This is a genomic window from Vibrio pacinii DSM 19139 (assembly GCF_000711795.1).
Lineage (GTDB): Bacteria > Pseudomonadota > Gammaproteobacteria > Enterobacterales > Vibrionaceae > Vibrio > Vibrio pacinii.
Window position 1 is genome coordinate 172,907 of sequence record NZ_JONH01000013.1, and the last position, 22,021, is coordinate 194,927.

Here is a 22,021-nt window from a genome sequence, read left to right on the forward strand (position 1 = left end):
CTCCTAAAGACTGTGTCCAAATGTCCCTTCAGTCCCACCCTTAGAGCGGTCAACGTATTCGGGTTCATTGTCTTGTTGCACTGGCACCATATTGTTGGGCGACGCAATATAGGCGCCACGACCGAGTAAGTAATATTCAAAGTCATTCGGCTGAACGTAAAAATCGGTTGGTAACGTGATTCGGTTCCTGTCGACGGGTTGAGCTAATCTCGGCGTGACCAAGATGACCAGTTCCGTTTCACCCGAAATATACTCTTGGCTATTGAACATTTGACCCAAGATGGGGATATCACTAAACCCAGGCATTTCTTGCACAACATCTCGCACGTTCTCGCTGATAAGACCTGCGATACCAATGGTTTGACCATCGGCTAGTTCTAAAGTGGATGAGGCACTACGGCGAGTGATAGGTGGTATCACATAGGTGCTGTTTGTTCCACCAGGTGCCAGAGTTAATGAAGAGGTATTGGCAATTTCACTCACATCGACTGCGAGGTTGAGATTGATTTTCTGATCCGACAAAACGGTGGGGATAAACTTCAGACCAACGCCATACTCTTTATATTCAATGGTAATGCCGTTTTCATCAGGAACTGGAATAGGGAACTCACCACCCGCTAAGAACTCTGCTTTTGAACCACTTAATGCCGTTAAGTTTGGTTCAGCAAGTACTTTGGCTGTCCCATTTTGCTTGGCGATATCCAACGCAAAAGAGAACAGAGTATTACCATCAATAAAGGAGCCGAGAAATCCGGTAGCATCTATAGATGGCGCGTTAAAAATAGGGGTAACAGAACTAGGAGGACCTATCGCTGTCGGTAAGCCACCACCGGCAGAAGTGCCACCCCATTTAAACTCAGAGCCACTCGATTGGAAAAACTGAAAGTTAGCATCGAACTTTCTCACTAAGCTTCGTTGTACCTCTGCGACCGTCACTTCCAGCATCACTTGCTGAGCGCCGCCGATCGTCATCAGGTTAATCACCCCAGTTTTGTCAACTTGCTCACTGAGAGATTTATTCTCTTCATCAGCTTCACGACCTGCGGAGTAGGTTTCTGCCACTCTTAGCGCAATATTCATCGCTGATTGATGACTGATTTGTCCACTCAAAATTAAACGATTTTGCGCGCTGTGCACTTCAATTGTTTCGTTAGGTAGAAACTCATACAGCTTAGCTTTCAAACTATTTAGATCGTGAGTAACTTCGATATCGATCGATTCGATTAAACGCCCCCGACTGTCCCATGCCATTAAGTTAGTCGAACCGAGCTTTTTACCAATAAGAAACACTTCATCCGACTTAAGCATCACAATATCGAGCACATCCGGGTCACCCAATGACACGCGCTTAGCCTTCCCTGCTAAGGTAACATGCGTCGATTTATGATGAGGCACTTTGACCACTTTGCCAGATTGAGTCGCAGCCTGAACATTAAAAATCATAAAAAACAGAAGACTTGAAAAAACGAATAGTGTGCGCATAGTTCACCTCAATCATTGACTCTGATATTGCTTTTCTCGGTTCCCTTGAGAATCGTGACACTAGGAGCAACATATCTTTTGATCACTTTTTCTTCCGCATGGGGGTTACGTAATGTCAGCTGTATTTCGCCTTTACTGCGGGCGGACAACAGTTTTTCCGCTTCATTGGGGGAGACCTCTAGCGTCACTGCTCTGACAATAACCGGCTTGTTCTCGGTACTTCTTGCGGTCTGATCCACGGCAAGTACTTTAATATTTTTCAACACCGTTAGCGTTCTGGCTGAGGTTCTGCTGTAACTTATCGTATTGAGCACATCGACCCTATTGCCGGGTAATAAAAACCCAGCCACACCAATAACGTCATTTACCCGGATGGTAACCGCACGCTTGTCTTCGGGAATCAAGGCCGCCAATGTCGACCCTTCACCAGAATTGGCCAGACGGTTTCTATTGATGATTTCCCCTGGGTAAATTGTCGTCGCGGCCACTTCACCAAGTATTGATTCTTCAGTGATAAACTGCGCTTCATCTCGCCACGCGACTTCAAGTAACTTGGCCGCTATATGTTGCTGCTCAATAATGCTCCCGGAAGGAATCTCTTGCGCCGCAACCATAACAGGTTCACGTTCAACCACTTCAACTTCAGTTTGCGGGGTTAACTGCCTGTCCATCCATTGCTTAGCAAAAAACACCGCCCCTAAACCAAAAGCGATAGAGAGTAAAAATAATAAGATAACTTGGCTTCGACTCATCGGGCACCTCCACCTTTACCATCCGCTGTAAAGTAGACATCCCAAGCTCGGGCAACGATCTCTGCGGTAATCACTGGTTCGTTTTCTTCGAAGACAATGATGTCACGGCTGATACCGACTAAATCTTTGGGAATACATGGGAAAAAACCCACACTGTGTTGCTGATGCAAGTCCAATAATGTGGGGAAACAGCTCTCTGCGAGTTGTAAATTTCGTCCTTGAGAGAGCTTGTCCCATAACTGGCGATACTCTAATTCCAGCAAGGGACCAAACTGAATTTTGTAACCTAATCTGCGCAAAAAGGCAGGATCACTGATCTTTTCTGGGTCTAAGTTAGTAGAGAAAGCTAGGGTAAGAATAAAAGGGATCGTAATTTGTTGGCCATTTGGCAACGAGAGATAGTCGTAGAAATATTCCATCGGCACTATCCAACGATTAAGCAAAGTGGCGACTGGCATGGTTTGGCGACCTAAATCATCAATAATGAAAATACCATTGTTGGCCATCATCTGCAGCGGCGCCATCCAGACACGATTATGCTCACTGTGATTAACCTCAAGCATATCCATCGTCAGCTCCCCCCCAACTTGGATACTGGGGCGTTCGCATAGACACCAACGTCGATCAAACTGCTCTTTAAAGGCTATCGATTGGATTTCTGAACTCGTAACCCGCTTATGGTGCTGAGGAGAAAATACTTTAATGATGTTACCTGCCGCGTAAACCGCGTACGGAATATAAACGGAGGTGTTGAGAGAATTGAGCAAGCGCGTCGCAACAAACGTTTTGCCGGTTCCCGCGTCTCCGTATAGCAACAACGCTCGACCAGAATTAATGGCAGGTCCTAAGCTAGCGATCATCCGTTCAGCGCCTAAAACATCGCTTAATGCATAAGTGACGTCTTGACGGTTGACCATCTGTGCTCGGACATCTTGCGCTTTTACCATCGCGTCATAGCTGGTGAGTGAAACGGGCACAGGTCCTAGGTAGGCATCTTTTACAAAAGCGCTATCGGCTTCTTGCACTCCTTGCTCAGAAAGACCGTAACGGATATGCCCTGTGCTGGTCGTTTGAAAACCAGCGCTTTGGGCCTGAAACACTTCGACCAAAGATTTTGCACGCAAGTCACCTAACATCTCCTCAATCATGTGGCTGTTGATGCACATTAATTTAGTCAGTTGCAAAAGATCTGACTTAGGGTATGCGGCAAGGTGCTTAACCAGTAAGTTTTCTAATACTGCTTTGGGCAAACCTAGCGCATCGAAAGAAGTCGGCACAGGTGGAGCATCAGCTTGAGGCGTCAGTTCGATCCTGTGTTTTATTTGCGCTGTCGCTTCAACCATAGTGACTCCTTGTCTTCTTTGTAATTTAAAAGTAATGGAACATGGCAAGACCAATTACAACGACAGGAGCAAAAGGCATCCGAAGTTTTTTCTCGATGCTTCCACCATTGGTCATCACTAAGCTCGCTTGAGAGCCATAAGCGAGCATCATTGAATATTTTTTAATAAGCTGTTTGAGCGTAGAGCCGGTTTGAACTCGATTAAATAACGCATACAACAGACCAACCACCACGCTTGATAGCGCAATCCAGACTGTCGCATTGAGTAATTGCCCCCAGCCAAGCCAGAAACCGACCACACCCAATAATTTGACATCACCTGGAGCCATAATACGAATGAAGTGGAGCAGAAGTGCGGAAACAAAGAAAATCGCACCGCCTGAGAGAGAGTTGAGAAAAACGTCCAAGGGGTCAGGTTGAAAAAAACCGTTGATGACACATACAAGCAGTGTAATAAGCAAATAAACATTGGGGATGCGATGCTCACGCGCATCCGTAACAGCTATAACAACTAATCCGAACCAAACTAAGTAATTCATATTAGACCTTGTTTAAGCTAAAAGTTAGCCCTCAAAAATTGAGCTTAATTCTGATGTAAGGGAGTCGCTAAAGGCGACAAAAACACCGGAAAACACAATGACCATCAATCCTGCACCAACGACATACTCAACAACCGTAAGGCCACTCTCATCGTTTAAAAAAGCTTTAACACTCGTCCATATTTTCATGCTGTCCCCCTAAAAACATTTAGGCTTGTAAAACTATGGTTGAGTCTTACAAGCCTAAAATTAATAATAGTCGGGATTTGAGTTATTTCCTATTTACATTTATATCAGCAAAAAATAACTCCGCACACGATGGTATTTGATGGTGTTAGCCTGCCGCTGGTTCATCAAAAATAGTCGCGAGTTCTCCTTGCAATAAGGTGCCTAAATTGTCAAATACCGCAGCCAATGCGATAACAATCAGCCCGGCGCCGACAACATACTCGACGACCGTTAGACCTTCTTCATCTTTGATAAATGCAGTGATGTTTTTGATTAGCTTGCTCATGAGGTGTCTCCTTCCAAAGTTCATTAAGCTATGCGCTTATTGATAAATTTAGAGATAAACGGAAACAAGCGTTAGGACTTTGTTAGTCATCATTGGTACTTTTTTGCCACTTAACCATTCATTAACCCGATAGATTAGAACGACACATATCAAAATTTGACTAATTTAAACTAATAGCTCTAACTAAGGATAAATATAAAAACTTATGAAACAGCAAGTTATTTAACCACTAATGTTAATAATTCAGCCAAACGGATAAATGAGCACTATTTCTCACTTTTGATACTTGACTAACTTTATATAAAATGAAAATGAGACCTTAGTACAAATAACATCCACTATAAACATAACAACACTCAATAGTCACCTTGCCGTTGTCAGCGATATACGACTAAGCTGATGGGTAGATTTCCTTTACGGCAAATAGGTCTGGAATATATCGTGGATGTGCTACACAAAGGGTATTGGCTTGGAAAATCAGCAACTTACATACCAAAAGACACAGTTCGTTCGCTAGAGCGATATTTCCATCTTTGGGATTATGGCTACGACGTGTCAGTGCTCAGTGAACCCAGCATTCATTTCTGTTTTTTCTATTATGACGACTCTTTTCACTCGCTCTTTCTTACCGCGACTAAACTATGTCAAAACCTAGATAAACGCTTGGTAGTCATCTACAACGAAAGACTACCTGCAGAGATCGAACATTTAGAGGTGGTATTTTCAACCTTCAATTTAGGTTCTGATGATATGCATACTTGGGCTGAAGAACTTAATAAACAAATCATCTACCAATTCACCAAACATCAAGACATCCTCGATATCCATAAGCTCACTCAAGTCCACTCGCACAAACATATCAGTAAAGACTTAGTTGAAATGCTCCGATACATAGAAAAAAATCTATCGCGAACCATACGTGAAGAAGACGTTGCCGAATACTGTCACTATTCCGTGACCTATTTTTCTAAGTTTTTCCATAAAACTATTGGGGTCAGTTTTCGAGATTATTTAACCCTTAAGCGGATCAATTTAGCCAAACAATTGTTGATCAACGCGCGAAAAGAGAAGATCTCATTCATTGCATTTCAGTGCGGCTACAATGATGTCTCTTACTTTTCACGTATTTTTAAGAAAAAAACGGGGATTAGCCCTGCAATCTACCGTCAACTACACTAACAGTGTCATGGTCACAAGATGAACGCAAACTCTCGATAATTGCTTTCATCCCTTTTAGTGAGCATGTTAGAGTTAACATTCTATTAACAATAAATATAATATTTTGCCAATAACACGGAGTTAGAGAATGATTCAGCCTAACGAGTTAAGCAAACCACACTGTGCTCTCCCCCCGCCGAATGAGATGATCTTAAAATGGGCGCAAGAGCGCCCAGACCAGGTCTATTTGAAACAGACTATTAATCGCCAACATGTCGAGTTCACTTACGCGCAAGTCGCTGACCAAGCGCTAAAATTGGTAAGTGTGTTAAATGAACTGGGCATCCAGCCAGGCGATAAAGTCGCATTGGTTTCAAAAAACTGTGCCGAATGGTTTATTTGCGATTTGGCCATGACACTTGGTGACTTTGTCAGTGTACCGATTTTCCCTACTGCGGGAGCGGACACCATTGAATACTGCTTAACGCACAGTGAAAGCAAAGCGCTTATCGCGGGTAAGCTCGACGACAAAGCAGCAACACAGCAAGCCATCGATTCAATTAGCGAGCTGATTACGATTTCACTGCCTTATGACTCGGCGCCAAACTGTCAATACCAATATTCTGAGCAGATAGCCAAAGCGATACCGACGACAAATCGCCCAGAACACTATGACGATAAACTGATGTCTATCGTATACACATCGGGAACATCAGGATTACCGAAAGGGGCGATGCTCACTTACGGCGCATTTAGTTGGTCAGCTCAGCAGCTGATCAATCATATTGGTATCGAGAAGAATGACCGTCTTTTCTCTTACTTGCCGCTCGCTCATATCACCGAGCGTGTTTACATTTTTGGCTCTTCTATCATGGGCGGTGTGCAAACCGCTTTTCCAGAGTCTCTCGATACCTTTATCGAAGATGTTAAGATGCAGCGTCCGACGCTGTTCATCTCAGTACCACGCTTGTGGACACTATTCCAACAACGAATCCAAGATAAACTTCCGCCAAAAAAACTTAACTTACTGCTCAAGATCCCATTCGTTAACTCATTAATCAAGAAGAAGCTCGCAGAAGGGCTTGGGTTGGATAAAGCTCGAGTGCTAGGTTGTGGCTCGGCGCCAGTGTCTCCCGCTCTGCTTGAGTGGTATCACAGTGTGGGCTTACACATTACTGAAGCTTGGGGGATGACCGAATCTTTCGCTTACAGCACCCTAAACTACCCATTTAGAGCCGACAAGATTGGCAGTGTCGGTAACGCCGGGCCAGGTATCGAATTAAAAATTGCCAATGACCAAGAGATCATGGTTCGCAGCAAGGGGATGTTCTCCGGCTATTATAAAAATGATATTGCCACTCAAGAGTCATTTGACGCTAATGGTTGGCTTCACACTGGCGATATCGGCGCGATCGACAGCGAAGGATATTTGACGATTCAAGGGCGTAAAAAAGACACCTTCAAAACCGCAAAAGGTAAGTTTGTCGCCCCTGTACCGATTGAGAAAAAACTGTTTGAGTACAGCCGCGTCGAGATGATGTGTCTGATCGGACTTGGCTTACCCGGGCCGATTTTGTTAGTCGTACCGCATGACTTCCCTAATTTTGATCGCAAACGTTATGAACGAACCACGAACAAAGTCATTGCACGAATGAACTCTGAACTTGAATCTCACGAGCAAATCAAAGGCGTGCTGATGATCAAAGACCCATGGACGATTGAAAATGGCATTTTGACACCTACGCTAAAAATTAAACGTCACGTCCTTGAGCAAAAGTATCACGAGATGGGACAAAACTGGCCTAAAGGCCAACTGGTCGTTTGGGAAGAATAGCTTTCTAGTCAACTATCAACACAACAAAAAGGAGAGCAGCGCTCTCCTTTTTGCATTTTCAACTAAAGCGATTATGATGCCAAGATAAGGGATCAATAGTTAGGGATAAAATATGGATGCAAGGCTGCATCATTTACCGGGATTGCGCTACTTTGAAGTAGCCGCTAGGCTCAACAGCTATAGTCGAGCTGCAAATGAACTCTGTATTAGCCAAGCGGCGGTCAGTCAGAAGATTCGTCAACTTGAAGATGGCCTTGGTTGCAAACTGTTTGTCCGCGATGGTAGAGAGATGCGCCTGACAGAGGCTGGTAAGATTCTCTTTCGTCATGTCTCGCTTGGTTTTGATCACATCATCACAGGTTTAAATCAGATCCAAAATGAACCTGTTGAAGGCCTACTGTGCGTAAGTTCAACGCCTTCTTTCGCCTCTCGTTGGCTACTGCCTAGGTTGTGGAAATTCTCGATTCAGCACCCAGGTATTCCGATCCGAATTATTACCAGTTGTGATGCTCCTAAACTTAAACAAGGTGATGCCGATGTCGCAATCTGGCAAGGTGACGAGCTTGATCTCACTGGCGAACAACAGCTCAATAAACACCTTCTGTTCGAAGAAACCATTTATCCTTTTTGCTCGCCCCATTTAGCTGATTCAATCCAACTGACTTGCCCCGAACAGCTACTCAATTGTTGGCTGATCCACTATGAGTCTGGTGGCTACCCTTGGCAGACCTGGTTTGCTCAAGCGGGCGTCAGTATGAACAAAGACTCGGTTCAATGGATGGATGTAAGCACCTTTGACCATGCTATGAACGCGGTCATGGCAGGTCATGGTGCCTGTTTGGCGAGTGACTCACTGGCGAGTGATTATGTCGAACGAGGCTTACTCATCAAACCATTTGATATCGGCATGACGCCGGGGATTCAGTTCAATCTTTTTTATGATGAGAAGTCACCTCGTCGGAATCGTATCGCCGCGTTCGCCAACTGGTTACAAAGTGAGGTTGTCGAGTAACGCTATTTATCCCAAAAGTGTCGAATACTTTCTTGCCTCGCTTGCTCTCGCCCCACACCAATATCTTCTAAAAGATGTTCAGATAAGTTTGCGAGATCTTTTCTCGTCCGATAGTTTCGCCACCATTGACTCACATTAGTTAAGATTTTCTTATTCCAAGTAAGTGTGTCGGTTAGTTTTACTTTATATCCAAACTCTGACGTTTCCATAATCTATACTCAAGTTGCATTTGATGAGTAAATAATCGACTATCACGTAAGTTCTCTCAAACGATACTACCTGACACTCAGTTAAGGAAATCTTAAGTGAAAGAAAAATTACCGCCATTACAAGGACTTTATTACTTCTATACCGCAGCAAAGCTAGGCAGCTTTAAGCTCGCTGCTAGTGAGTTGTTTGTTACTGCCGCAGCGATTAGCCAACAAATAAGGCAACTAGAGGAAACTCTGGGAACCGAACTATTTTTACGTCAACACAGAAAAGTAACGTTAACGATGGAGGGCGAATTGTTGTTCGCCCAATCGCAAAAAGGCTTCGAACACCTTCATCAAGGCATTAGACAAATCAACCAAGATCCAAACCCAAACCAACTGTCTATTTCGACTTTACCGTCTTTCGCTCAACATTGGTTAGTTCCTAGGATCGGTCACTTTAGGGAGCTAAATCCCAACCAAGAGCTGATGATCGAACCGACAAACAGACTGGTTGATTTTCAAAATTCGAATATCGATTTATGTATTCGCTATGGACCAGGTCAATACCCTAACGTCACAAGCAAATTGCTAATGGAAGAGTTACTCTATCCTGTCTGCCATCCAATTTATCAGCAACAGCATGGCATCTATCAACTAAGTGATTTAACGGCGGCAGATTTAATTGAAGATTACTGGCCAGATCTGAATTGGGGAGCTTGGTTAGAAAATATTGGCTATGCAGCGCAAAAACCAACACTTAAGTACAATGGTTCTCATTTTGTATTGGAGGGTGCTCTTGCGGTACAAGGCGTGGCACTGGCCAAACATAGTCTTGCCAATAGGTATATCGAAGAAGGTAAATTAGTACGAATTGGCCACGTTGCTCAGCGTACGGACTACAATTATTTTATCTGTGCTCCTAAATCCTACTTTAAGCGTGAAAAAATTCGTCGCTTCTGCGAGTGGATATTTAATCAAGTCGATGAAAGCCGTACTTATTGTAAGCTAGATTGTGACATCATCGACACACGCAGTCCTCAGTAAACTGAACGACCAATAAAAAGCCCCTGAAGTTTTCACTTCAGGGGCTTTTTTAAGCTATCAAGCTAACAAAAAGAATTACTTCTTAGCGTTACGCTCTTTAACTTCAGCAATAACTTGCTCAGCAACGTTTGCTGGACAAGGTGCGTAGTGTGCGAACTCCATAGAGAACTGACCACGGCCTGAAGTGATAGTACGTAGGTGACCGATGTAACCGAACATTTCTGAAAGAGGAACGTCAGCTTTAATACGAACACCAGTAGCACCAGCTTGTTGGTCTTTGATCATGCCACGACGACGGTTAAGGTCACCGATTACATCACCAACGTTGTCTTCAGGAGTGAACACGTCAACTTTCATGATAGGCTCAAGAAGCTGTGCGCCCGCTTTAGGCATAGACTGACGGAATGCACCTTTCGCTGCAATTTCGTAAGCGATAGCTGAAGAGTCAACTGCGTGGAAACCACCGTCGAATAGTTCAACTTCAACGTCTAGCGTTGGGAAGCCAGCAAGAACACCCGTTTCCATCATAGAACCGAAGCCTTTCTCGACTGCAGGCCAGAATTCTTTCGGTACGTTACCACCAACAACTGATGACTTAAACGTGTAACCAGAGTTTGGCTCACCTGGTTTGATACGGTAGTCGATTTTCGCGAACTGACCAGAACCACCAGACTGTTTCTTATGCGTGTAGCTATCTTCAACAGGTTGAGTGATAGTTTCACGGTAAGCTACCTGTGGAGCACCTACTTCTAGCTCAACGCCGTAAGTACGCTTAAGAATATCTACCTTGATGTCTAGGTGAAGTTCACCCATACCTTTCAGGATAGTCTCGCCTGAATCTTCATCAGTCTCAACTTGGAAAGATGGATCTTCTGCAACCATTTTACCGATCGCGATACCCATTTTCTCAGTAGAACCTTTATCTTTAGGTGCAACTGCGATTGAGATTACTGGTTCTGGGAAGATCATCGCTTCTAGAGTACATTCATGCTTAGGATCACATAGTGTGTGACCTGTTTGAACGTTCTTCATACCAACAATCGCGATGATGTCGCCAGCTTGAGCTTCAGTTAGCTCGTTACGCTCATCCGCCTGCATTTCACACATACGGCCGATACGTTCAGTTTTACCTGTTGCAGAGTTAAGGATGGTATCACCCTTCTTCATGCGGCCAGAGTAAATACGGATAAAGGTTAGCGCGCCGAAGCGGTCATCCATAATCTTAAACGCAAGTGCACGTAGAGGCTCATCTACTGATACTGTAGCAACTTCGCCTGTTGGCTCACCTGTTTCTGGATCAGTTAGTGGCTGAGGATCAACTTCTGCTGGCGCTGGTAGGTAATCTACAACTGCGTCTAGGATAAGCTGCATACCTTTGTTTTTGAATGCAGAACCACAGTAAGTTGGGAAGAACGCTAGGTCACGAGTACCTTTACGGATACAACGTTTTAGGTCTTCGATAGAAGGCTCTTCACCTTCCATGTACGCTTCCATTAGGTCGTCGTCTTGCTCTACAGCAGTTTCAACTAGCTCTTCACGGTACTGTTCAAGCTCATCAACCATGTCTTCTGGGACATCTTTGATTTCGTAGTTTTCTGGAAGGCCAGTGTCATCCCATACGTAAGCTTTACGGCTTAGTACATCAACAACACCGATAAAGTCATCTTCACGACCGATAGGTAGTGTCATAACTAGTGGGTTTGCACCAAGAACGTTCTTCACTTGATCAACAACGTTAAAGAAGTCTGCACCCATACGGTCTAGCTTGTTAACGAAGATCAAACGAGCAACTTCTGAGTCGTTCGCGTAGCGCCAGTTTGTTTCTGACTGAGGCTCAACACCACCAGAACCACAGAATACACCGATACCACCATCAAGAACTTTAAGAGAACGGTATACTTCTACTGTAAAGTCAACGTGTCCCGGAGTATCGATAACGTTTAGACGGTGACCATTCCACTCACAAGTTACCGCTGCTGATTGGATTGTAATACCACGCTCAGCTTCCTGCTCCATGAAGTCGGTAGTAGACTCACCGTCGTGTACTTCACCCGTTTTGTGGATTTTACCAGTGAGCTTTAGGATACGCTCCGTAGTGGTCGTTTTACCCGCATCAACGTGCGCGAAAATACCAATGTTTCTGTACTTTGATAAATCTGCCATTGTCTTACTCTGTTTATAAGGTATAAATTGCGCGCAGAGTATATCACAATCTGTCAAGACTGATACCCTTGCGTGTGTTTGTGCTCAAAAAAACTTGTCCTTCCAATACTAGCAGGAATTACTCATCAGTCTTAACAATGATCTGCGAACAAGCTTAATATTTTGCTATTAGAAATGCTGCTTGATAGTACCAGCAGCACCAATAAGTTTCGTGTTCGTTAGGCGATTAACGCGGACAAATTTCCGAACTCGGAAAAAAGAACTCGATCTCACGCGCAGCCGACTCGGGGCTATCTGAACCATGGACTGAGTTATGACGCATACTAAGCGCGTAGTCAGCTCGAATCGAACCACAAGCGGCTTGTTCTGGGTTAGTTTTACCCATCAACTCACGGTAGCGTGCGATCGCATTTTCACCTTCAAGTACTTGAACCATCACTGGCCCCGAAGTCATGTACTCTTTCAAAGCAGGGAAAAATTCTTTGCCTTCGTGTTCTGCGTAAAAAGCACTCGCCTGTTCTTCAGTCAAATGTACCATTTTAGCAGCAATAATTCTCAAACCTGCTTTTTCTATACGGTGGTAAATTTCACCAATAAGATTACGTTCTACTGCATCAGGCTTAACAATAGAAAAAGTTCTTTCTAGAGCCATAAGGGTATCCTTTCGTTTTCTTTGTTGTAATGAAAGAGGCTCTACGGCCTCTTGATATTATTTTTCTGCTTGTTGAAGTAATAATCCCGCTAAAGTGCGTACACCAACACCGGTAGCACCTGCCGCCCACTTGTCTGTTGGCGCTTTGCGATAGGTCGCAGCACAGTCAAAGTGCAACCAACCTTTTTTGTAATCTTCCACAAAATATGACAAGAAAGCCGCCGCTGTGCTGGCTCCTGGTGCGTAATCGCCGCTGCTAATGTTCGATAAATCAGCAAAGTTTGATGGTAGCATTCCACGGTGAAAATCAGCCAAAGGAAGTGGCCACAAGCCCTCTTTCTCTGCATGTGCTGCCGTTAGTGCCTGATGTGACAGTTCATCATCAAAACTCATTAATGCATGATAGTCATTGCCTAATGCATTTTTTGCCGCACCAGTAAGAGTTGCGCAATCGATAATAAGTTCAGGTTTTTGTTCACTGGCGTACATCAGGCCATCTGCCAATACTAAACGCCCTTCGGCATCAGTATTCATAATCTCAACCGTTTTACCATTTTTATAGGTGATAATATCGCCTAATTTGAGAGCTCGGCCCGAGATCATATTCTCAGCACAGCAAAGAATCAGTTTCACACGCTTATTTAATCCACGCATGATAGCTAGACCAAGCCCACCAGTAATGGTACCTGAACCGCCCATATCCGCTTTCATCGAAGTCATAAAATTAGAAGGTTTAATGCTGTAACCACCAGAATCAAAGGTGATACCTTTACCAACTAAACAAGCAAAAACTGGCGCGTTTTCATCGCCTGTCGGATTGAAATCAAGTTGTAGCATCGCTGACGTACGCTCTGAGCCACGTCCTACGGCGTAGATGCCCTGCCACCCTTCAGTTAATAAATCTTTATCTTTGACGATACGTACCGTGACAGAGCCTTCAGGTGCCACTGACTTGATGAACTCCGCCGCCATTGAGGCGAGTTGACGTGGGGCTACTTCTTCTGCCGGTTTATTGATGATATCTCGAGTAAAATCGGTTGCAGTGATACGCGCACTCAGCTCTGCCTGTTCGGCGTCAGCAAGGGGGTGCCAAATCATCTGGTTGACTTGCTTCGGTCCACGATAACCTTGATGAAAGGACCAGATATTTTCTAAATCCCAACCTTGACCTTCAAGCGACACACTGAGGATCCCCTGGCTATCAAGTTTACGTGCTGCGCGCTGAATCGCGCCAAGATCATCGCTACCCTCTAGATGGATAGTCGCATTATTGTCTGAAAAAGAAACGATCGCCTTGTCACCCCATTGCGCTGCTGCCGGTGACTGGCTTAGAAATACTGACATCTGTGTAGACATGGTTTCTCCTTGTCTTTTCTGGCGTTGCCTACGCCTTTCTAGTTACTGCTGGATGTTAACACTTTAAAGTGAAATTAATAAAAAACGGACCAAAAGGTCCGTTTTTTTTCGTAAAATTTGTTAACTATGATGGGTTTCCCATCAGGGTTAGTCCATTTCATCCATCCAACAAAGAATAATCGCTTCTAAAATTTTTTCGTTAGAACGATTAGGCTCGTCATCAAATTCATCAAGTTCTGTTATCCACTGATGCAGATCGGTAAAACGCACATTCTTAGGATCAATATCAGGAAACTTGTCACATAGCTCAATCGCAATGTCACGAGAGTCGGTCCATTTCATACATTACCTTCCTTTTATATTATAACTAAGTAACCTTGCCTGAAAGTCGATTAATGATCTTCAGAAGCGTGGTTTAATGTGTACTTAGGAATTTCAACCACGAGATCTTCATCGGTGATTCGAGCCTGACAACCTAGTCTCGATTCCGGCTCTAGACCCCAGGCTTTATCAAGCATGTCATCTTCAAGTTCATCGCTCTCATCAAGAGAGTCAAATCCCTCACGGATAACCACGTGGCAAGTCGTACACGCACATGATTTTTCACAAGCATGTTCAATGCTGATGCCATTTTTAAGCGCGACATCAAGTACAGTTTGACCCGGCTCAGCTTCTAATACCGCACCTTCTGGGCACAAGTCTTCATGCGGAAGTACAATAATCTTAGGCATATCTTTATCTCTTAAATATCATTCACGGATTGACCTGCCAATGCAGCTCGAATCGATTTATCCATACGACGTGACGCAAACGCTTGGCTTGCCTTGTCTGTGTCTTTTATTCCTTGCTCAATAGCGTCGGCATCACCGCTATTGCGCAGTTCAATAAGCGCTTCAATCGCGTTAACCAGTTCAGTTCTCTCTTGTTCAGAGAGTAGATCATCGCCATCTTGTTGCATGGCAACAATCAGGCCTTCGATGACACGATCAGCCTCTACACGCTGTTCAGCGAGCGCTCGTGCCTGCATATCATCTTTAGCATGCGTCATTGATTCACGCAGCATGTTAGCCACTTCATCATCGCTCAAACCATAAGATGGCTTGACCTGTATTTCAGACTGAACACCAGTGCTTTTTTCCATTGCAGTGACAGATAACAGGCCATCAGCATCAACTTGGTAAGTCACACGAACATGGGCCGCACCAGCGGTCATTGGCGGTATACCTTTCAGTGAAAAACGGGCAAGAGAACGGCAGTCATCGACCATCTCACGCTCGCCCTGCACAACATGCACACTCATCGCCGTTTGACCATCTTTGAACGTGGTAAACTCTTGTGCTCGCGCCACTGGAATCGTCGTGTTACGGGGAACAATTTTTTCCACCAAACCACCCATAGTTTCAATACCGAGTGACAGTGGAATCACATCTAATAGCAGCATTTCTGAATCAGGCTTGTTACCGACAAGAATATCAGCTTGGATACCCGCGCCAATCGCAACCACTTCATCAGGATTAATACTGGTTAATGGCGTACGACCAAAAAACTCACCAACCATTTCACGGACTAAAAGCGTACGAGTTGAACCTCCAACCATAACGACTTCTAGTACTTCATTGGCATCAATATCGGCGTCTTTTAAGGCCCGTCGACAAGACATCAAGGTTTTCTTAACCAGCGGGCGAATAAGATCTTCAAACTCAAGTCGTGTGATTCGGCCTGACCAACCTAACAGCTCCACATTCACTTCATCTTGTTCAGAGAAAGCAATCTTTGTCTTCGTGGCTACATTCAGACTAACTCGATTTTGCTCAGCCGTTAACGGCGTGCTAATACCAGCTTTATCTACTAGGTAGTCTGCTAACAAGTGATCAAAATCATCACCGCCAAGTGCAGAGTCCCCCCCCGTAGCTAATACTTCGAATACCCCTTTAGATAAACGAAGGATAGAGATATCGAATGTACCGCCGCCTAAGTCATAAACAGCAATCACCCCTTCTTGAGCCGAATCTAGACCATAGGCAATAGCCGCAGCCGTCGGTTCATTCAACAAGCGAAGTACATGTAAGCCTGCAAGCTTAGCCGCATCTTTTGTGCCTGCACGCTGCGCATCATCAAAGTAAGCCGGAACAGTAATCACAACCCCCGCAAGCTCACCACCGAGCGTCTTTTCTGCTCGCTGACCAAGGGAACGCAAAATATCGGCAGAAACTTCAATCGGGTTTTTCATTCCCATTGCCGTTTCAAGTACTGGCAGTCCGTTATCACTGGTCTTAAAGTTATATGGCAAGCTTGGGTAACGCGTTTGGATATCACTTAAAGAGCGCCCCAACAAACGCTTCACAGAAATAATGGTGTTCACCGGATCAACTTCGGCTTTAGCTTTCGCGCTGTAACCAACTTCAGGTGCATCGCCCGAATAGTTCACGACGGAAGGTAATAGGCTCACACCTTGCTCGTCATTGAGGGTTGTAGCCTCACCACTGCGTACGGATGCAACCAAAGAGTTGGTTGTACCTAAGTCGATACCTGCAGCAAGTTTATGCTGATGAGGAGCCGAGCTCTGGCCCGGCTCTGCAATTTGAAGTAGTGCCATGCTGATCCTTGTTGTTGACTAGCCGAGGAGTTTCTCTTCCACTAGCTCGATTTGATGTTTTAATTTGGCAATAAATTTAAGTTTGCGCACTCGATCCGCCGCGTGTGACCAATCGCTATCGTTGAGCTCTTGCTCGACACTCACTAACTGCTGTTTAAACATTTTTGACACCTTAGTGTCAAAGTCGAACAATGCACTTTCAGGATCGTCACTGGCGGCGATGTCTTCCAACTCTTCACGCAACTCCATTTGTTCCATCAAGAACATAGGGTCTTGCATCGTTTGTTGCTCACCACGCAGCTCGACACCGTTTTCGGCAAGCAAGTATTCAGCGCGAGAAATAGGGTTTTTGAGTATTTGGTAGGCGTCGTTGATCTGCGCCGCTTTTTGAACCGCCATTAATCGATCACGCTCAGACGCGGTAGCAAATTTATCAGGATGAAACTGCGTTTGCAGTTGACGGAACTGAGAAGCAAGAAGGCTACCATCCAGCGCAAACTGACTTGGTAGCCCAAATAATTCAAAGTAATTCATGTTGAATTCGGTCCCTGGTATTTTACCAGCAAGCAAAAGCTTACTGGTGCTATCAATTAAACGTTGAAGCTTTCACCACAACCACATTCACCCTTCGCATTCGGGTTGTTAAACTCAAACCCTTCATTGAGACCTTCTTTAACGTAGTCAAGCTCAGTACCATCGAGATAAACCAAGCTTTTCTGATCAATAATCACTTTGACATCTTCATGTTCAAAGACTTGATCTTCTTCATTAAGCTCATCAACGAATTCCAACACATACGCCATACCAGAACAGCCCGTCGTTTTAACACCCAAGCGTAAACCGATACCTTTTCCTCGGCTGTCTAGGAATGATCTAACGCGATTTGCCGCGGTTTCTGTCATTGTGATGGCCATACTGCACCTTAGTCTCTTTATTGCGAATGAAATGGGAGGTAGCCTCCCATTATATACGGATTACTTATTGTTGGTGTTTTTTCTTGTAGTCTGCGACCGCTGCTTTAATTGCGTCTTCGGCAAGAATTGAGCAGTGGACTTTTACTGGTGGTAGTTCCAACTCGTCAGCAATTTCCGAGTTTTTGATTGACGCAGCATCGTCAATACTCTTACCTTTCACCCATTCGGTGACGAGAGAGCTTGATGCTATCGCACTACCACAACCGTAAGTTTTAAACTTCGCATCTTCGATAATGCCTTCTGGCGTGACCTTGATTTGAAGCTTCATTACGTCCCCACAAGCCGGCGCGCCAACCATGCCGCTACCGATTGATGGATCTTCTTTATCAAATGAACCAACGTTACGTGGGTTCTCGTAGTGATCAATTACTTTTTCGCTATATGCCATGATATTTACCTCGAATCCTCTATCTCTATCCTTGGAATGAAATGTTCGATTAGTGGTGTGCCCACTCAACCGTACTTAGATCAATTCCTTCTTTATACATATCCCATAGAGGAGACATGTCTCGCAGCTTAATCACTGCAGTACGAATTTGTTCGATTGCGTAGTCGATTTCTTCTTCAGTGGTAAAACGACCAAACGAGAAACGCACTGAGCTATGTGCTAACTCATCGTTTAGACCAAGAGCGCGTAATACGTAAGATGGTTCTAGACTGGCAGAAGTACATGCACTACCTGAAGACACCGCTAAGTCTTTCAATGACATCAGCAATGACTCACCTTCAACAAAAGCAAAGCTGATGTTTAGGTTGTGTGGAACACGTTGCTCAAAGTCGCCGTTAACCGTAACTGCTTCTAGATCTTTTACACCATCAAATAGACGATTACGCAGCGCTAAAGCGTGCTCGAAATCTTTTTGCATATCTTCTTTTGCGATACGGAAAGCTTCACCCATACCAACAATTTGGTGAGTCGGCAGAGTACCAGAGCGGAAACCACGCTCATGACCACCACCGTGCATTTGCGCTTCTAGACGAATTCGTGGTTTACGACGAACATAGAGCGCGCCAATACCTTTAGGGCCGTAAGCCTTGTGTGCAGAAAGAGAGATAAGGTCAACTTTCATCTCTTGTACATCAAGAGGCAATCGACCTGCTGACTGAGCTGCATCAACATGAAAAACGATCTTACGTTCACGACACAGTTCGCCAATTGATGCAATATCTTGAATCACACCGATCTCGTTATTTACGTGCATGATTGATACAAGCACAGTATCTTCACGCATAGCAGCTTCAAGCTTGTTTAGGTCAATAAGACCGTTCGACTCTGGCTCTAAGTAAGTAACGTCAAAACCTTCACGCTCAAGTTGGCGGCAAGGATCGAGTACTGCTTTGTGCTCAGTCTTACACGTGATGACGTGCTTGCCTTTCTTCGCATAGAAGTGCGCAGCACCTTTAATAGCTAGGTTGTCAGACTCAGTCGCACCTGAGGTAAATACAATCTCGCGTGGATCAGCGTTGAGCAAGTCAGCAATCTGTTCACGCGCAGTATCAACCGCTTCTTCTGCCTGCCAGCCGTAACGATGTGAACGTGACGCTGGGTTACCAAACGTACCATCCATGGTCATGTACTGAACCATTTTTTCAGCCACACGTGGATCTACTGGGCAGGTCGCTGAATAATCAAGATAAATAGGCAGTTTCATTCTTTACTCCAATGTAACAAGCAGACCGCTTAAGAGCGGACGTTCACACCAATGGGTGCAGTGTGAGTATTTTTATTAGCGAACCCATTATTTACAACAAGCTCTAAGTCTTGTCGTTCGGTAATTTCTAGCACTTCATTATCTTTCATCAGCTCACCGAGCGTAATGTTGTTTAAGAAGTCGCTGATACGTGAGCTTAAGTCACGCCATAGTGTATGTGTTAAGCAACGAGAGCCGCCTTGGCAGTCTCCTTTACCGTTGCATTTGGTGGCATCGACTGATTCATCCACCGCTGCAATCACAGTACCGATTGCAATCGAGTTTGCATCTTCACCTAAACGGTAACCACCGCCTGGCCCACGAACACTCGTGACTAAACCAGCTTTACGCAATTTAGAGAAAAGCTGCTCTAGGTATGATAAAGAGATACCCTGTCGCTCTGAAATATCCGCAAGAGGCACAGGAGTTTGTTGTGAGTGTAGAGCCACATCTAACATGGCTGTCACTGCGTATCTTCCTTTAGATGTAAGTCTCATAGAACACCATATCCACATCGTTTATGTGGCATCAATTCTTTCATACCCGACCAAAATGGTCAAGTATTTAATTGACTAAAACAGTCAAGTATTTAACCACTCTAACCTCATGGGTACTATTGTTAGGAAATACGCTTCTCTATTGCAGTTAAAATACCACGTAGAATATTAATCTCTTGAGCTTCAGGACGAGCACGGTTAAACAAGCGACGAAGTTTATTCATCACTTTACCAGGCTGTTCTTCACTAATGAATTGGGTCTGTTTAGCCACTTTTTCAAGGTGCGTGAAAAACATTTCTAGCTCTTTGTGACGTGGATACTCGACTTGATCTTCTAAAACAAACTGGCTTTGTTGATATTCAAGATAAGCCATTCTTACTTCATAACTCAGTGTTTGCACCGCCATAGCTAAGTTGAGAGAGCTATACTCAGGGTTGGCGGGAATACAGACGTGATAGTGGCAAGTTTGCAGCTCTTCATTAGTAAGCCCAGTGCGCTCTCGGCCAAAAACTAACGCCACTGGTGCAGCCTGACCTTGTTCCACAAATTTCTGACCACACTCTCGTGGCTCTAACATTGGCCATTCTAGCGTACGAGAGCGTGCACTAGAGCCGACAACGAGCGAGCAATCCGCAACAGCATCATTAAGAGTATCGACAATCGTCGCGTTCTGAGCGATGTCTGCTGCACCTGCTGCTAAAGCAAGTGCTTGATCATCAACACTGCATTGAGGGTCAACTAGAACTAAATTCGTCAATCCCATCACTTTCATGGCACGCGCTGCCGAGCCAATATTTCCAGAGTGAGAAGTTCCAACCAGAACCACTTTGACGTTGTCGAGCATGATAAAATCCTAACACTAAAATCGAAGCTGCAAGATAGTATCATATACCTGAGTAAAATGGTCAGACCCTTACAGGTTATAAAACCAAAAGTGCAAAAATTAACCACTTCCATTTGGCGATTTATCTGATATACTCTCGGCCGTTTTTCTGTTCTTTAACATCCGTTGGGAAATTATAATGCATCCAATGCTTAATATCGCTATTCGTGCTGCACGAAAAGCTGGCAATCACATTGCTAAATCTTTAGAAAATGTAGAGAAGATTGAATCTACTCAAAAAGGCACGAATGACTTTGTTACTAACGTAGACAAAGAAGCGGAATCGCTCATTATCGATACCATTAAAGCGTCTTACCCTGAACACTGCATTATTGCAGAAGAAAATGGCGTCATTGAAGGTAAAGATACAGATGTACAATGGATCATTGACCCACTGGATGGCACCACAAACTTTATCAAAGGTTTACCACACTTTTCTGTCTCTATCGCTGTTCGCTTCAAAGGTAAAACTGAAGTGGCATGTGTCTATGACCCAATGCTCAATGAGCTATTTACTGCACAACGTGGTTCTGGCGCTCAACTTAATAATGCCCGCATCCGCGTCAAGCAACTTAAAGATCTACAGGGCGCTATTATTGCTACTGGCTTCCCATTCAAGCAAAAACAACACTCAGAGTCTTACTTTAAGATAATGTCTGCGCTTTTCGTCGACTGTGCTGATTTCCGTCGTACGGGCTCTGCAGCTCTTGACCTATGTTATCTAGCGGCTGGCCGTGTTGATGGTTTCTTTGAGTTAGGCCTAAAACCTTGGGACATCGCAGCTGGCGAACTTATTGCTCGCGAAGCAGGGGTTATCGTTACTGATTTCGCTGGTGGTACTAACTACATTAAATCTGGCAACGTTGTAGCTTCAAGTGCTCGTGGTGTGAAAGGTATGCTTAAACATATCCGTGAAAACGGTAATGAAGCAATCCTAAAATAATATCGAAACTCCGTCACAGCTGATATTTAGCCCACTCGAAAGAGTGGGCTTTTTTGTACCTGAGATCTCAACTCTAAAGAAATCAATTTGCACCGAAAGGCTCTAATGGCGAGTACACAACGAGCCGCTTCCCTAGTTAAACCATGGTCGTGCTAAGCATTTAAACCTCCTAGAGAGAGATGGTTATTACTGATAGAGTCCTAATAACAAATAGCGCAGAACTGGTGATAGTAGGTGTTGAAATAACAATAAGTACACCTACTATTGGCTAACTAAAGACTTAACTAATAATTAGAAAAGGTCTTAACCTTTCGGCTAGATCTTTAAATATGGCAGGGGTGGAGAGATTCGAACTCCCAACACGCGCATTCCTTGGTTATCAGCTGGATCCGCT

The 22,021-nt window shown here is 44.4% G+C and carries 24 protein-coding genes; 5 read left to right on the top strand and 19 right to left on the bottom strand.

Annotated elements, in window-relative coordinates; genetic code table 11:
• Nucleotides 1-3 precede the first annotated feature (3 nt).
• The 6 genes from BS19_RS09935 to BS19_RS09960 form a co-directional block, all read right to left on the bottom strand.
• Nucleotides 4-1,482 carry a type II and III secretion system protein family protein gene (locus BS19_RS09935; RefSeq protein WP_038175015.1) on the bottom strand — a complete coding sequence of 493 codons (1,479 nt, stop codon included), beginning with the start codon at nt 1,480-1,482 and terminating at the stop codon, nt 4-6.
• A gap of 8 nt (nt 1,483-1,490) precedes the next feature.
• A complete protein-coding gene (cpaB, locus tag BS19_RS09940; RefSeq protein WP_038175017.1) occupies nt 1,491-2,234 on the bottom strand; it encodes a Flp pilus assembly protein CpaB in 744 nt (247 codons plus the stop codon).
• A complete protein-coding gene (locus tag BS19_RS09945) occupies nt 2,231-3,577 on the bottom strand; it encodes an ATPase AAA (protein WP_038175018.1) in 1,347 nt (448 codons plus the stop codon). Before BS19_RS09945 ends, cpaB begins: the two co-directional genes overlap by 4 nt.
• 25 nt (nt 3,578-3,602) lie before the next feature.
• Nucleotides 3,603-4,115: an A24 family peptidase gene (locus tag BS19_RS09950; protein ID WP_038175019.1), complete on the bottom strand. Its 513-nt coding sequence runs from the start codon at nt 4,113-4,115 to the stop codon at nt 3,603-3,605.
• Between the two features lie 24 nt (nt 4,116-4,139).
• The gene (locus BS19_RS09955; RefSeq protein ID WP_038175020.1) at nt 4,140-4,304 is read right to left on the bottom strand and encodes a Flp family type IVb pilin; all 165 of its coding nucleotides are present in this window, start codon (nt 4,302-4,304) and stop codon (nt 4,140-4,142) included.
• 145 nt (nt 4,305-4,449) lie between these two features.
• Nucleotides 4,450-4,629 (bottom strand): Flp family type IVb pilin, encoded by a 180-nt coding sequence (locus BS19_RS09960; RefSeq protein WP_038175022.1) that lies wholly within the window; start codon nt 4,627-4,629, stop codon nt 4,450-4,452.
• Between the two features lie 441 nt (nt 4,630-5,070).
• Between BS19_RS09960 and BS19_RS09965 the strand changes: the two genes are divergently transcribed.
• From BS19_RS09965 to BS19_RS09975, 3 genes are all read left to right on the top strand, one after another.
• Nucleotides 5,071-5,808: a helix-turn-helix domain-containing protein gene (locus tag BS19_RS09965; RefSeq protein WP_038175023.1), complete on the top strand. Its 738-nt coding sequence runs from the start codon at nt 5,071-5,073 to the stop codon at nt 5,806-5,808.
• Between the two features lie 127 nt (nt 5,809-5,935).
• Entirely contained in the window at nt 5,936-7,621 is a 1,686-nt protein-coding gene (locus BS19_RS09970) for an AMP-binding protein (RefSeq protein WP_038175025.1), read from the top strand.
• Between the two features lie 112 nt (nt 7,622-7,733).
• Entirely contained in the window at nt 7,734-8,633 is a 900-nt protein-coding gene (locus BS19_RS09975; protein ID WP_038175026.1) for a LysR substrate-binding domain-containing protein, read from the top strand.
• A 2-nt stretch (nt 8,634-8,635) separates the two neighbouring features.
• On the opposite strand, the gene BS19_RS09980 is transcribed toward BS19_RS09975, so the two are convergent.
• A complete protein-coding gene (locus BS19_RS09980) occupies nt 8,636-8,842 on the bottom strand; it encodes a DUF1127 domain-containing protein (protein ID WP_038175028.1) in 207 nt (68 codons plus the stop codon).
• Nucleotides 8,843-8,938: 96 nt separating this feature from the next.
• Here BS19_RS09980 and BS19_RS09985 point away from each other — a divergent pair, with 96 nt between their 5' ends.
• Complete coding sequence (locus BS19_RS09985) at nt 8,939-9,871, top strand: LysR substrate-binding domain-containing protein (protein ID WP_038175029.1); 933 nt, start codon at nt 8,939-8,941, stop codon at nt 9,869-9,871.
• 75 nt (nt 9,872-9,946) lie between these two features.
• Here BS19_RS09985 and fusA read toward each other — a convergent pair whose 3' ends face one another.
• The 12 genes from fusA to trmJ form a co-directional block, all read right to left on the bottom strand.
• Entirely contained in the window at nt 9,947-12,034 is a 2,088-nt protein-coding gene (gene fusA, locus BS19_RS09990) for an elongation factor G (RefSeq protein WP_038175031.1), read from the bottom strand.
• Between the two features lie 226 nt (nt 12,035-12,260).
• Nucleotides 12,261-12,686: a nucleoside-diphosphate kinase gene (gene ndk / locus BS19_RS09995; RefSeq protein WP_038175032.1), complete on the bottom strand. Its 426-nt coding sequence runs from the start codon at nt 12,684-12,686 to the stop codon at nt 12,261-12,263.
• A gap of 57 nt (nt 12,687-12,743) precedes the next feature.
• Nucleotides 12,744-14,042, bottom strand: coding sequence for an aminopeptidase PepB (gene pepB / locus BS19_RS10000; protein ID WP_038175033.1), 1,299 nt, complete (start codon nt 14,040-14,042; stop codon nt 12,744-12,746).
• A gap of 147 nt (nt 14,043-14,189) precedes the next feature.
• Nucleotides 14,190-14,384 (bottom strand): Fe-S cluster assembly protein IscX, encoded by a 195-nt coding sequence (iscX, locus tag BS19_RS10005; RefSeq protein ID WP_038175034.1) that lies wholly within the window; start codon nt 14,382-14,384, stop codon nt 14,190-14,192.
• Nucleotides 14,385-14,434: 50 nt separating this feature from the next.
• The gene (gene fdx / locus BS19_RS10010; RefSeq protein ID WP_038175036.1) at nt 14,435-14,773 is read right to left on the bottom strand and encodes an ISC system 2Fe-2S type ferredoxin; all 339 of its coding nucleotides are present in this window, start codon (nt 14,771-14,773) and stop codon (nt 14,435-14,437) included.
• Nucleotides 14,774-14,784: 11 nt separating this feature from the next.
• Entirely contained in the window at nt 14,785-16,638 is a 1,854-nt protein-coding gene (gene hscA / locus BS19_RS10015) for a Fe-S protein assembly chaperone HscA (RefSeq protein ID WP_038175037.1), read from the bottom strand.
• 18 nt (nt 16,639-16,656) lie between these two features.
• Nucleotides 16,657-17,172: a co-chaperone HscB gene (gene hscB / locus BS19_RS10020; protein WP_038175038.1), complete on the bottom strand. Its 516-nt coding sequence runs from the start codon at nt 17,170-17,172 to the stop codon at nt 16,657-16,659.
• A 56-nt stretch (nt 17,173-17,228) separates the two neighbouring features.
• A complete protein-coding gene (iscA, locus tag BS19_RS10025) occupies nt 17,229-17,552 on the bottom strand; it encodes an iron-sulfur cluster assembly protein IscA (protein WP_038175041.1) in 324 nt (107 codons plus the stop codon).
• A 64-nt stretch (nt 17,553-17,616) separates the two neighbouring features.
• The gene (gene iscU / locus BS19_RS10030) at nt 17,617-18,000 is read right to left on the bottom strand and encodes a Fe-S cluster assembly scaffold IscU (RefSeq protein WP_038175042.1); all 384 of its coding nucleotides are present in this window, start codon (nt 17,998-18,000) and stop codon (nt 17,617-17,619) included.
• A gap of 49 nt (nt 18,001-18,049) precedes the next feature.
• Nucleotides 18,050-19,264, bottom strand: a complete 1,215-nt coding sequence (locus BS19_RS10035) for an IscS subfamily cysteine desulfurase (RefSeq protein WP_038175043.1) — start codon at nt 19,262-19,264, stop codon at nt 18,050-18,052.
• A gap of 29 nt (nt 19,265-19,293) precedes the next feature.
• Nucleotides 19,294-19,800, bottom strand: coding sequence for a Fe-S cluster assembly transcriptional regulator IscR (iscR, locus tag BS19_RS10040; protein WP_038175044.1), 507 nt, complete (start codon nt 19,798-19,800; stop codon nt 19,294-19,296).
• 122 nt (nt 19,801-19,922) lie between these two features.
• Nucleotides 19,923-20,645: a tRNA (cytosine(32)/uridine(32)-2'-O)-methyltransferase TrmJ gene (gene trmJ / locus BS19_RS10045; RefSeq protein WP_038175045.1), complete on the bottom strand. Its 723-nt coding sequence runs from the start codon at nt 20,643-20,645 to the stop codon at nt 19,923-19,925.
• A 178-nt stretch (nt 20,646-20,823) separates the two neighbouring features.
• Here trmJ and suhB point away from each other — a divergent pair, with 178 nt between their 5' ends.
• Nucleotides 20,824-21,627: an inositol-1-monophosphatase gene (gene suhB, locus BS19_RS10050; RefSeq protein ID WP_038175046.1), complete on the top strand. Its 804-nt coding sequence runs from the start codon at nt 20,824-20,826 to the stop codon at nt 21,625-21,627.
• Nucleotides 21,628-22,021: the final 394 nt, after the last annotated feature.